9 protein-coding genes are annotated in these 12961 nt (G+C 45.2%); 3 read left to right on the top strand and 6 right to left on the bottom strand.

The annotated features are described in order from the left end of the window. Positions 1-48: 48 nt before the first annotated feature. Together pth and mazG are read left to right on the top strand one after the other, a co-directional pair. Complete coding sequence (gene pth / locus SPICA_RS12615; RefSeq protein ID WP_013969873.1) at positions 49-714, top strand: aminoacyl-tRNA hydrolase; 666 nt, start codon at positions 49-51, stop codon at positions 712-714. Between the two features lie 32 nt (positions 715-746). Next, the gene (mazG, locus tag SPICA_RS12610) at positions 747-1568 is read left to right on the top strand and encodes a nucleoside triphosphate pyrophosphohydrolase (RefSeq protein WP_013969872.1); all 822 of its coding nucleotides are present in this window, start codon (positions 747-749) and stop codon (positions 1566-1568) included. 87 nt (positions 1569-1655) lie between these two features. On the opposite strand, the gene SPICA_RS12605 is transcribed toward mazG, so the two are convergent. The 5 genes from SPICA_RS12605 to SPICA_RS12585 form a co-directional block, all read right to left on the bottom strand. Next, positions 1656-2996 carry a GntP family permease gene (locus SPICA_RS12605; protein WP_013969871.1) on the bottom strand — a complete coding sequence of 447 codons (1341 nt, stop codon included), beginning with the start codon at positions 2994-2996 and terminating at the stop codon, positions 1656-1658. A gap of 101 nt (positions 2997-3097) precedes the next feature. Further along, positions 3098-4375, bottom strand: coding sequence for a glycosyltransferase family 4 protein (locus SPICA_RS12600; RefSeq protein WP_013969870.1), 1278 nt, complete (start codon positions 4373-4375; stop codon positions 3098-3100). Then, entirely contained in the window at positions 4375-5748 is a 1374-nt protein-coding gene (locus tag SPICA_RS12595) for a sigma-54-dependent transcriptional regulator (protein WP_013969869.1), read from the bottom strand. The genes SPICA_RS12600 and SPICA_RS12595 overlap by 1 nt, the downstream gene beginning before the upstream one ends. 277 nt (positions 5749-6025) lie before the next feature. Next, positions 6026-9583, bottom strand: a complete 3558-nt coding sequence (nifJ, locus tag SPICA_RS12590; RefSeq protein ID WP_013969868.1) for a pyruvate:ferredoxin (flavodoxin) oxidoreductase — start codon at positions 9581-9583, stop codon at positions 6026-6028. A gap of 104 nt (positions 9584-9687) precedes the next feature. After that, entirely contained in the window at positions 9688-11223 is a 1536-nt protein-coding gene (locus SPICA_RS12585; RefSeq protein ID WP_013969867.1) for a DUF5312 family protein, read from the bottom strand. Between the two features lie 47 nt (positions 11224-11270). Between SPICA_RS12585 and SPICA_RS12580 the strand changes: the two genes are divergently transcribed. Then, complete coding sequence (locus tag SPICA_RS12580; protein ID WP_013969866.1) at positions 11271-12188, top strand: epoxyqueuosine reductase; 918 nt, start codon at positions 11271-11273, stop codon at positions 12186-12188. A 32-nt stretch (positions 12189-12220) separates the two neighbouring features. Here SPICA_RS12580 and SPICA_RS12575 read toward each other — a convergent pair whose 3' ends face one another. Then, on the bottom strand, positions 12221-12805 hold the full coding sequence (locus SPICA_RS12575) for a DUF4398 domain-containing protein (RefSeq protein WP_013969865.1): 585 nt from the start codon (positions 12803-12805) through the stop codon (positions 12221-12223). Positions 12806-12961 lie beyond the last annotated feature (156 nt).

Genomic DNA, 12961 nt, shown 5'->3' with positions numbered 1-12961 from the left:
AAGTTTGTTCTCCAGTCTACTATGAGTACGGGAGTACTGTAAATAAGAATGATTGAGCTTATTATATTTTTAGGTAATCATGGCAAGGAATATCAAAAAAATAGGCATAATGCAGGGTGGCTCCTCTGGGAAGCTTCCCAGATGGCCAGCTATATGTCGCTGCAAAAAAAATTTAAATCCCAGTATGGTTCTATCGATTACGGGAAGCTGAAAAATCTTCGAAGCCTGATAGAATGGCAGGAAAAGGGAAAGGATCTCGCAGTCGAAGGGAGTAAGACCTTGCAACTGCCAGAGTCTCATCCAGATAAAATTCACTGCCTTCTACCTGAAACCTATATGAACCGTTCTGGCGATGCGGTGATTGAGGCCGTAACTTTTTATAAAATTAAACCGGAGAACATTTTAGTAGTTCATGATGAACTCGAATTACCTCTTGGCACCGTGTCATGTAAATTTTCTGGCGGTCTGGGTGGACACAACGGTTTACGTTCAATAAAGGCCCATGTGGGGACCGCCGATTTCTGGCGTCTCAGAATCGGTATCGGCCGGCCCGAGCATAATGATATTGCTTCTTATGTGCTATCTGATTTTTCCCGGGATGAAATGCCTGTGCTGGAACAGGTGCTTGCTGTAACCTCATTGGCCCTGGAGTATGCTTTGGTTTTTGGCCCGGAGGTTCTGCTGCCAGCTTGGAATAAACGCCGCCTTACTTGACCCGTTTGGGTGTTTTATAGCTAATTATCAGTATGGAAACAAAAAAAACTCCAGCAGAAGCCTTTGAAGGGCTTTATTCGGTTGTACGGCGGCTCAGAGCCGATGATGGTTGTCCCTGGGATCGGGAGCAAACCCCAGAAAGTTTGCGTGGTGCACTTATAGAAGAAACCTACGAATGCATAGAGGCAATAGACTCTAAAGATTGGCTCCATGTGCGGGAAGAACTGGGAGATATTTACCTTCTGGCAACTATGATTGCCTATATGCATGAACAGAAAGGTCTTTTTTCTGTTTCCCAGGCTCTGGAGGAAATAACAGCCAAGCTAATTCGAAGGCACCCCCATGTCTTTGGCGAGAGTTCCGCCTCTACGAGTGCTGAAGTGTTGGAACAATGGGCAAAAATCAAGGTTGAACAGGAAGGTCGGAAGCCGAAAGATTCCCTCATGGACCAGGTGTCAAGGGCTTTGCCTCCTTTAGAGCGGGCATACAAATTACAAAAGAAGGCCGCTAAGGTAGGGTTTGACTGGCCTGAACTATCGGGAGTTTGGGAAAAAATAGAAGAAGAGTTGGCGGAAGTTAAAGAAGCCTGTTATATCCATGGTGAACATGAAACAGAGGAGCATCGGGAACATTTGGAAGAAGAACTGGGGGATCTTTTATTTTCTGTAGTTAATATGTGCCGCTATCTGCAAATAGATCCTTCGGTGGCTCTACAGCGGACCAATAATAAATTTGTCCGTCGTTTTCAACATGTAGAGCAAACGATGAAAACTCAGAATATCCCTATGGACAAGGAACATATATCACAAATGGAACAATTCTGGCAGAATGCTAAAAATACCTATTCTGAATAACTATAATGAAAAAAACGGGTTTGGAAAACATTCTGCCAAACCCGTTAATAAGTTATTTTATAACAGTGTTTTGCAAGCTGGTATGTATTAGTAGTGAATAAAGAGTGAAAGAACCGCTACCACAATCATCGCCACAATGCCTTCTACGGCAGTAGCTGATGTGTAGGCCTTGTAGGCCGTATTAACCGGCATATTGGAGAACTGGGAAACTACCCAGAAGTAGGAGTCGTTAGCATGGGACACGACCATGGCTCCTGCCCCAATTGCAATGACGGTTAATGCGGGGTTGAGCCCCAAGGTCTGGAGCAAGGGAGCCAGGATTGTTGCAGTGGTGATGATGGCAACAGTGGAAGATCCCTGAGCCGTCTTGAGGGCTGCCGCAATAATGAAGGGGAGGAATATTCCCAGATTAAGACCGGTCATATTGGTTTTAATAAAATCTACAATTGGGGAGCCTTGCAATACCTTTCCAAAGGATCCACCTGCGCCAGTTATTGCCAGGATTATTGCAGCATCTTTAATGCCAGCAGCCATCCATTTATCTACCGCAGTACCCATTTCCTCTTTCTTTACCAGTAATAATGAGATAAGTACACCGATTGTTAATGCTGTAACCGGGTCCCCGATGAAGCTGATAGCTGGAGTAAGCCAACCTTCCTTACCAAAGGGTTTTGTGGGGAAATCTGCTACGGATTTTAAAAGGATGAGAACAATTGGAACTACGAGGGGCATAAAAGACATAAAGGCTGAAGGTAATTTCCCGTACTTGTTAATTAGGTCTGAATAGGATTCTTCTACGTCTGAGGGAATGTCATATTTTTTCCCTATCGTAATAGCCCAGAAGTAACCTGCAAGCATAGCAGGGATAGCGGCGATGAGCCCATAGAGAATAACTAACCCCAGGTCCGCTCCGACAGTACCTGCTGCAGCAATAGGCCCGGGAGTTGGTGGTACCATGGTATGGGTTGCATAGAGTCCAGTTGAAAGGGCGATTGCCATGACTGCCATGGATGTTCCCGATTCTTTTGCCAGGGCTTTGTTCAAGGGCGTGAGAATAACATAGCCAGAGTCACAGAAAACAGGAATTGATACAACATAACCGGCAATGCTCATGGCTAGGGGGGACCGTTCTTTACCCACCAGCTTAAGAATTGCCTGAGTCATAGAAAGAGCTGCGCCGGTTTTTTCCAAGATGATACCAATGATAGTACCTGCAACGATAACAATACCAATACTAGAGAGAGTGCCGCCGAAACCGTCTTTAATGGCTTTTACCACATTAAGGGCTGGCATGCCGATAGCAAGACCGAAGAGGAATGCCACCATAATGAGCACCACGAAGGCGTTCACCTTAAGTTTTCCTGTAAAATACACAATGAGTACTACTGCCACAAGGAGCAATAACAGTGCGATACCACCAGATACCATACAAACCTCCATTTAGTCCATTCTGGACAGAATAGTAATATTGTAATCAGCTTTTTTTAGTTAGTCAAATTTCATATCTGAGCAAAATGGTAGAGAAAACCTTAGACTTGCCCGAAGTTCATAAGAACCTGTTTAATTCTTTGTTCAAGTAAGGTAAAAGAAAAGAAGCGTTTCCCCAATTCAAAGTTTTTCATCGTCATCATCTGTACCGCTTCTGGGGTATCTAAAATCGCCCGTACAGCATCAAGGGTATCATCGGTAATGTATGAATCCATGGTAACCACATCAAAATCTACCGGTTCAATGTCCTGTTCAAATATGGAATAGCGGTTCACGAGTATGGGTTTACGGAACCAGATGGCTTCTAAAAAGGCGTTGCCAAAACCTTCATATAACGAGGGATAGGTAACAAAATCTGCATTAAGGTAACAATCCCATAAGCAATACTTTTTCCTGCCATCGGATGTAGAACCCCGTTCTGGACCAATAATATCAGGTCGAACAATTACATCAACTCCAAGGAGTTGTGCATATTCCATGGTGCGGTTAAAATAATGGGAACCCTCATCCCGCTCCTGATGGCTGATGAGTAGTTTTGCCTTATGGTCTCTGAGCCGGCTTGCTAGTTCTATGGAATGTTCTATTCCCTTTCGGGCGATGATTCTGGTTGGTTGAAGTAGAAGGGTTTCATCCGGCTTAATTCCCAAATCGGAGCGGAAACTGCGACCATAGTCATCCAAAGGTGGTGGCTCTTTAGAGAAATCAAACACATTAGGAATTATGATTGATGAAAGTCCACAGCGGTATGATAACTGTTTTCGAGCTTCGCTATTTATTACGACATGGTTTATTGTGTGGAGCCGGGGTGGAAACGCCATGGAAAGATAATCTTCTACCGCATTGACGGTAAAACGTTGACGTTCCCAGGCAAAATCATGATGATGGGCAATGGTGGGTAAGCCAGTTTCTGCAATAACTTCCGTAATTGCCAAACCCAGGGGTATATTCATAGGTATGGTAACGGCATTTTCAATGATTAACAGATCGATTTTAAAAAAGTCTATATAGTCATAGAGCGCAAGTTTGAGCCGGTGTCTAATATCCTGTATTTCCCCTGTAAGAGCTCTGCTGCGAACCGTCGTCCCAAAACAGCGTTCCTGTATTTCTTGAATCCTGGGATGGCCGAAGAAGGCTTCTTCAATTACTCTAGACTTCTCTGGTACCCAGTCAGAAAGGCCGGAAAAAAAGAAACACTCAAACCCCATTTTTTCAAGGACTATGCGCCATTTTTCGGTTTCCAGGGAAACTCCATCGGTCCCTTTGAACCTGGTGGAAACGAAACCAATGTGTTTTATTGTACTCGATTTGCTGAGGTACATTAATTATCCTTATTTTCCCCCTCAGGATACAACCGTTCAAGCCGGGATCTGAGATGGCGTTCGGTAATACCTAGGGCTCGTGCTGCGGCGCTCTTATTACCCTTAGCTTCAAGAAGAGCTTCTTCTAGAATGCTTCGTTCAAAGTCTGTCATAGATTGTCTATAATTTTTTTTAATTTGCGCATTCCATGGGGCACTATTGTTAAGGGGGGGCAGATCTCGGTCCAGAATCAATTCTCCCCTACAAAGTACTACTGCCCGTTCTATGATGTTTTCCAGCTCCCGGACGTTTCCAGGATAATCATGTCTCATAAGTTTATTCATTGCTTCTCGAGAAACACCTTCGACGGTTCGGTGATTCCGTTCATTAAAACGCGTAATAAAATGCTCCACCAGGGCAGGAATGTCCTCTTTACGTTGGCGTAGTGGAGGAAGTTCAAGGGTAATAACATTAATACGATAATAGAGGTCTTTTCTGAAGTGTCCCTGTTCTACTAATGAAATTAAATTCTTGTTTGTAGCGGCAATAATCCGTACATCAAGCTGGCGAGGTGTATTTTCACCTATCCGTTCTATGGTCCCGAACTGTAAAGCTCGAAGTAATTTTACCTGTATACTCGGTGGAATATCACCAATTTCATCAATAAATAGGGTTCCCCCATTAGCCATTTCAAACCGACCAATCCGGTCCATATCCGCTCCAGTAAAGGATCCTTTTCTATGGCCGAAGAGCTCGCTTTCTGCTAAAGATTCTGCGAGGGCAGAAATGTTTACTGCGACAAAAGGGTTATTGCGTCGTAACGAACGTTCATGAATAAAACGGGCTACCAGTTCTTTTCCGGTACCGCTCTCTCCAGATACAACAATAGTGGCATCACTCTCGGCACATCGGGCTGCAGTTTGCATGACCTGGGCCATCTGCTTGCTTTTATAAATAATACCAGCTACTGCAGGGGAACTGTCTCTCCCTTCTGAAGGCGGTAAAAAGGCTTCTCTTATGAGAACGCTCTTCTCATAAATACGCAGCACCAGCTTTTCAATATCTTCTGGATGTGTCGGTTTTATCAGATAGTCATCTGCTCCCTGTTTCAGAATGTCAACGGCTTCCCGGGCATCGGAAAAGGCTGTCATGACAACTACTGGTATCATAGGGTTCATGTCTTTAATCGTTTGAAGCACTTCAATCCCATTCCCGTCGGGTAATCGAAGATCTGTTATAACCAGATCTATCACCTGGTCATGGACGATTCGAAGCCCTTCTTGTTTTGTCTCCGCAGCTAGGTATTCAACAATAGGATATTCTAAACGTCTTAAAATCAATGATAAACGCTCCAATTGGGCTGGATCGTCATCAATCGCAAGGATCGTCATCATCTCTATAACTATACAATGAACTTGTCATCTCAACAATAGAAATTTTAGAGATTTATAGCAGACTTTTGGATTGTATTATTTTAAATACTCGAGACGGTCTATAAAAAAGATCGGTAGCTTGTCAGTCAGTGTGCCTAATGTGGGTATTTTTAAAAGAAGAGGGGTGTCCAATAGATTGGACACCCCTGTGAAGGTTAATTTGGTCAGAGCACCTTTACCACATTGTGCATGTTGTAAATGGCTTTCTTACATTGTTTCTGTACCGAGAGGCCTCTAATTAGAAAGGCCGTTCAGCCAGATATTTGTACTCTTTCCAAGTCCTTTCAATCTGAGCCTTTGCCTTGGCAAGCAGGGCTTCTGCACGGGCCGGATCCGCAGCCTTAAGAGCCTTGAACCGTACTTCCTTGTACATGAAGTCTTCGACCGGTGTGGTCGGATCCTTAGAATCCAGCTGGAAGGGGTTTTTGCCCTGGGCTTTGAGCCGGGGATCATAGCGGTAAATCGGCCAGAGACCGCAGGTAACCGCCGCTTTCTGCTGATCCATACCTTTCATCATGTCGATACCATGGTTGATACAATGGGAGTAGGCGATGATGATGGACGGACCGTCATAGCTTTCGGCTTCCCGGAAAGCCTTAATCGTCTGGGCAATATTGGCACCCATAGATACCTTAGCGACATAGACATAACCATAGCTCATTGCGATTGCGCCCAGGTCCTTCTTAGTAATTTCCTTACCGGCAGCGGCAAATTTTGCGATTGCTCCGACCGGGGTTGCCTTGGACATTTGACCACCGGTATTGGAATATACTTCCGTATCCATAACCAGAATGTTAACGTTCTTACCGGAAGCAATCACATGGTCAAGGCCGCCAAAGCCGATATCGTAAGCCCAACCGTCACCACCGAGGATCCAGACTGACCGTTTAATAAAGTGGTCTGCCAGGGAGAGAAGATTCTTAGCCAGAGGTTTGCTGTCTTTTTTCAGGGCTGCTTTGAGTTCATCAACCAGTTTCCGTTGTTCTTCGATTGCTTCATCGGTATCCTGGGGATTAGCAAGAATCTTGTCGAGCAGTGCTGCCTGAATGCCAGCATTCTTTGCTTCCAGGGCAACTTCCCGGGCATGTTCTGCTAGTTTATCACTGGTAAGCCGCATACCCATACCGAATTCTGCGGCATCTTCAAAGAGGCTGTTAGACCATGCAGGACCGCGGCCATCATCCCGTTTTGCATAGGGAGTGGTGGGGAGGTTACCGCCGTAAATGGAGGAACAACCGGTGGCATTCGCAATAATTGCCCGGTCACCGAAAAGCTGGGAAAGAAGTTTTACATAGGGAGTCTCACCACAGCCAGCGCAGGCCCCGGAGAATTCAAAGAGGGGTTGCTTCATCCCGATACCCTTTGCAAGGTTCAGGTTAAGCAGCTTGGAATCGGTGTTCGGAATCTTGAGGAAGAAGTCCCAGTTCTTGGCTTCTGCTTCGCGGAGCGGGAGCTGGGGTTGAAGGTTAATTGCCTTGAGCTCAGGATTGGTCTTATTCTTAGCGGGACAGATGTTTACACAGGCGCCGCAACCGGTACAATCCTCGGGAGAAACCTGGAGGGTAAATTTCATGCCCTCGAATTCCTTGCCCTTGGCATCGGTGGACTTAAAGGTTACAGGGGCTCCAGCCAGTTTGTCCGGAGTATAGGCCTTCATACGGATAACCGCATGGGGACAAACCATCGTACAGTTACCGCACTGGATACAGGTCTCAGGATCCCAAACAGGAATCTTTTCGGCGATATTCCGCTTCTCGTATTTAGTCGTTCCGGTGGGGAAGGTGCCATCGACGGGCATCTTGGATACGGGGATTTTTTCACCTCGGAATCCAATAATTTCCCCGATAACTTCCTTAACAAAGGTAGGAGCATTTGCAGGAACGGGAGGAATAATCTTTACATTGCCGGAAACGGTCTTTGGATAGTTCACCTGCTGGATTCCTGCCAGGGCCATATCGATGGTGTCGATATTCTTCTTAACGACCTCTTCGCCCTTCTTCCCGTAGGTTTTCTTGATGGACTTCTTGATCAGCTCTACCGCTTCGGCTTCGGGAAGTACACCAGAAATCTTGAAGAAAGCGGTCTGCATGATGACGTTAATACGGCCACCCATACCAGCCTTTTCTGCAAGGCTTACGGCATCGATAACATAGAACTTAAGTTCCTTGTCGATGATCTGCTTCTGAACTTCTACAGGGAGGTGGTTCCATACCTGATCTGCCGGATAGGGGCTAGCCAAGAGGAATGTACCGCCTTTTTTAGCCTTGGCAAGCATATCAACCTTTTCGATGAAGCTGAATTTATGGCAGGCGATAAAGTTTGCCTTTGTGACCAGATAGGGCTTTCGGATCGGTTTTTTGCCGAAGCGCAGGTGGGAAACGGTAACGGTTCCAGCCTTTTTAGAGTCATAGACAAAGTAACCCTGGGCATAGTTGTCCGTGGCATCACCAATAATCTTGATGGAGTTTTTATTAGCTCCGACCGTACCATCGGAACCGAGACCATAAAACAGGGCTTCGTGAACCCCTTCTTCTTCAAGGTCAAAGTTTTCATCCCATTCTAGAGATGTAAAGGCCACATCATCGTAAATGCCGACGGTAAAGTGGTTTTTGGGGGTGGCTTGAGACAGGTTGTCGAAGATTGCCTTAACCATGGCAGGAGTAAATTCTGCAGAACCAAGACCATAGCGGCCACCGACAATTTTCGGATAGTCCTTGAACTGGCTCTTGCCGCCACTCATGGCTTCACCTACAGCAGTCCGGACATCTTCGTAGAGGGGTTCGCCGAGGGATCCCGGTTCCTTCGTTCGATCCATTACCGCAATGGCTTTTACTGTTGCGGGGAGAGCTGCAACAAAAAGGGATGCATCGAAGGGACGATAGAGGTGAACCTTAAGTACACCGACTTTCTGGCCCTTCTTATTCAGGTAATCTACGGTTTCTTCAACCGGTTCTGCGCCGGAACCCATAATGATAATGACCCGTTCTGCATCGGGAGCCCCGTAGTACTGGTAAATCTTGTACTGGCGGCCCGTAAGTTTTGCAAACTGGTCCATGTATTTCTGTACGATTGCTGGAACCGCTTCATAGTATTTGTTGACCGTTTCACGTCCGGTGAAGTATACGTCAGGGTTCTGTGCGGTACCCCGGATTGCAGGCTTTTCAGGGGTCAAGCCTCGAGCTCGATGAGCTGCAACCAGCTCATCAGAGATGAGTTGGCGCATCAGGTCATAGGAAAGCTCTTCAATCTTCTGTACTTCGTGGGAAGTGCGGAAGCCGTCAAAGAAATGCAGGAAGGGAACCCGGGATTCCAGCGTGGCTGCATGGGCAATAAGGGCAAGGTCCATGACTTCCTGCACATTGTTGGAGGCAAGCATGGCCCATCCCGTCTGGCGGCACGCCATGACGTCTGAGTGGTCCCCGAAAATGGACAGACCCTGGGCTGCCAGTGCGCGGGCGGCGATATGAAACACGGTAGAAGTTAATTCGCCGGCAATTTTGTACATATTGGGAATCATCAGCAGAAGACCCTGGCTGGCAGTAAAGGTAGTGCTGAGAGCACCAGTGGTCAGTGCACCATGGACTGCACCGGCCGCACCGGCTTCTGACTGCATTTCTACAACCTGGGGAACGGTGCCCCACAGGTTCTTCCGACCCTGGGCAGAATACTCATCGGAGAGCTCTCCCATAGGACTGGACGGAGTAATTGGATAAATAGCAATTACTTCACTGAGGGCATGTGCCACATGGGCCGCCGCAGTGTTTCCGTCGATCATAACAATCTTCTTATCGGACATATGCCTTCCTCGTTGGTGGGATAAAATATGGAAGTGTTTCTTCTATATTATAGCTCCGAGTAAAATTGTGCAAGCACCCCGGTACTGTCTACCGCCGGATTGGTTTACTGTCCAGGTGTTTGTTCCTGTTTAACAAAGAATTGCATGAGTTGTATGAAATAATAAATAATTTTATACACTTCAGTTATTCGCTGATCGATGGGTTTTTCACTGGAATTTTCAATATCTTTCCAGTTGATGATAAGTTCATGGGGTGTTCGCTGATAATCCTCTAATACTTGTTTTAGATTTTTTCCTACAATGATGAGATTTTGGGCACTCAGATTAATAAATTTAAGGGCTTCATCGTTCACACCCTTCAATAAAGTTCGCACATATTTTATGTGTTCCTTATCCCGTTCTGCCTTGGCCATGGCGATGCGGAGCCTGCCGCCCATGTCCCCATCGTCAGCCAGGGAATCATCAAAGGTTATTAATTTATCAGAGATGGCCATCAGTTCATGATAACCTTCAGATAATTGTTGAGAAAGGATGTTAGTAGACCATTGGCCTCGAACCAGGAGTAGGTCACAGAGTTCTCGAATATCTTTTTTAAAATAGTCGAGCAAAAAGGCTTTAAGGAAATTAAGTCCTTGAATATGTATGTAGCCTCCTAGCATTTTTTTCTGAAAAGTAACATTTGCTTTTTCGGTGTAATTTTTAAGCCTGATTACTGCAGAGGTTCCGAAGATTGCTTTTGCGAGTTCCTCAATCTTGGCATTTCGTCGTTCTTGTACGAGTTGCTGTATAAATACTTCTACTTGTGTTCTGGTTTTTTGCAGATACGCGTCTAGTATATATTCATTGGGAATATGTGGTTTAGGAAGCCAGCTAGGATTTTTGTCAATATGGCGGACCATAAGTTCAAAAATACCAGCCCGTTTTAGATCCCGGAATATATTAACTAACCTGTTCCATTGGTCAATAGCGACAACCTCGACTCCCTTATAGGTTTTAAGAGCAGAAAAGGCTTGTTTCCAATCTTGGTCAAAATCGATGGCATAAAGGACTTCCAAAAAATCTTTGATGTCATCGCTGATGTATTCACCCCTGATAGGTTCAAACTGGGGCTTATAGGTAAAATTGCGTTCTGAAATGTTTGCATCAAATTTTTTAAGGAGAAAGAAATAATCAAAATTAACGAGCTGTACAAAGGTAAGTATCTGGTTATAACAGCGATCGATAGCATTACTCCGTTCTCCATCGAAACCTGCAATAAAATTAGTAAGATCATTGTTAAGCTGTTGCGCCAGTTCCTTAATTGTTGTTGTTTTTGCCCGTTCTTTAATGGACTCTTCTGAAAGTCGTTCTTGTAAATTGAGCAGAGGCTTGTCGAGGAATGTTTCTATAACTAATTGTTTAAGCTGATTAGATTTATCGGCATTCTGTAAAAAAACCTGGGATGGGGAAAGGACTTTATAAATATCGTAAAAGAGTTTAGCAAAAAGAGGTTGAACCTCTTCGCCTCGAATCTTGTAAAATTTGTATCTATTCTTTGTAATATCCCGAGCAATTTGTTTTAGCTGACGGCGTTTTTCAGATTCACTATCCATTCCGCCGGTAAAAAGAGATAACAGCTTTTCTAGAAACTCAATTGCCATGGGGACCCCTAGATAAAATATTCTAGTTTACATACAGTAATGGTAAAATGGACCCAGCGTCAATAGCAGATTATATACGAACTGAGGCTTATGATAAAGGATTTTCCCGGGTACGATTCCTTTCTCCATACAATCCTGGTACTATTTTTAACCGATTGGACGGTACTGACAATCATTGGAAGGGGGCGCCTTCTCTTTTAGTCGTTGCACTTCCCTACGGTAATTCTGGTATTGCAGGGGCTTTAGGTCAACCTTCAACGATTGCGCCTTTTGCACGGCGAAATTATTATGCTGAAGCGGTTACCAGACTTAAGGACGTGGCAAAGAATGTGCGGGCCCGCTTTGGTGGTCAGCGATCTGATTATCGAATTCTATGTAATTCACCAGTCCCAGAAAAGCCGCTTGCTCTCCTCTGTGGTTTAGGCTGGCTTGGTAAAAACAGCCTTATTATCACTCCTGAAGCGGGATCCCTCGTTATTATAGCCGCAATGACCTTGCCTTTTCAGCTTCCTGGAGATTCCCCCTTGTCCGGAGTATTCCTCGGAGCACGGGCTTTGGCTTTCCCTGCTTGCAAAGTCTGTGGAGACAGCCCAGCTTGTATGAATGCTTGCCCTACCAAGGCTCTCTCCGGTGATGGCACTGTCCAAACTGATCGATGTATCCAATGGTATGCATCGGGGAATGGTACTACGGTACCTAATTTTGTAGCAGATGTCTGGGAAAACCAGCTGTATGGTTGTACCTACTGTCAAGATGCGTGTCCTTATAATAAAAAAAAGATTAAGGGATCAGACACAGAGCGGGGAAAATTACCGGAGTTTTTTACAGCAGAATGGGTTCTTTCCTCTTCCGATGAATCGATACGAAAGGCTGTGCAAGGATCAGCCCTGGGTATGCAATGGCTTGGCCCGGTGTCCCTTCGGCGCAATGCCAGTCTTGTACTGCGCCGAAAGTCCTCGGTATAGACCTATTAAATAACCACGTTATGAAATGAGTATTATTTTTTCTTTGATGCAGCTTGAACAGCCCCGCTGATTGTGGAAAGAATATCACTCAGGGTTGTTCGGGCCGATTTTCCCTTATCTATGGCTCCTTTAAAATTACCATCCCCTTGATCTTTTTCTGCAGATGCCAGCGTGGCTTTTGCATTATTGAATTGTTTCGTTATATCGGTAACGTTAAGTTTAACACGGGCGACTTTCTTCGCACCATTCAGCGTATTGGTTACTTCCAGTACTAAGGACTTACATGAAGCAATGAGTCCAGCCGCTTCATCCTTAGCCCGTTCAAGTCCTGTACTGCCATCGGCAATAGCCTGATCAGCAAGTTTTATGGTTTCCTGGGCTAGAGCTTTTGCAGTATCATACCGTTTCGCATCGGCTTCTGCTTTCATTTTGGTAAGAGAATCGGTTGCCCGTTTCAGCGATTCTGGAGCATATAGGGTTACATTAGGATCAGATTGAGCTTTTGCTACCGCTGCTGTGGCTGCGTCCATTTCAGCTGTTGGCGGTTTTGCACAGGAAAAAAGTACGACCAGGGATACCAATGCAATTCCTGTAAGATACATACTGTTTCGTTTCATGGGTTCCTCCAAAAGTGGGTATACATACCCTTTCTCTATCTATCGGCAATAAACTGCTGCTCATGATACCGCATCTTGATAAAAACTTAAATCATCCCAAGCTCCTAGAGCTTACTCTATAACTATATCCCCCACCTATCTATAAAAACAAGAAAT

This window comes from Gracilinema caldarium DSM 7334 (assembly GCF_000219725.1).
GTDB lineage: Bacteria > Spirochaetota > Spirochaetia > Treponematales > Breznakiellaceae > Gracilinema > Gracilinema caldarium.
This window is presented reverse-complemented; position numbering and strand designations above follow the sequence as displayed.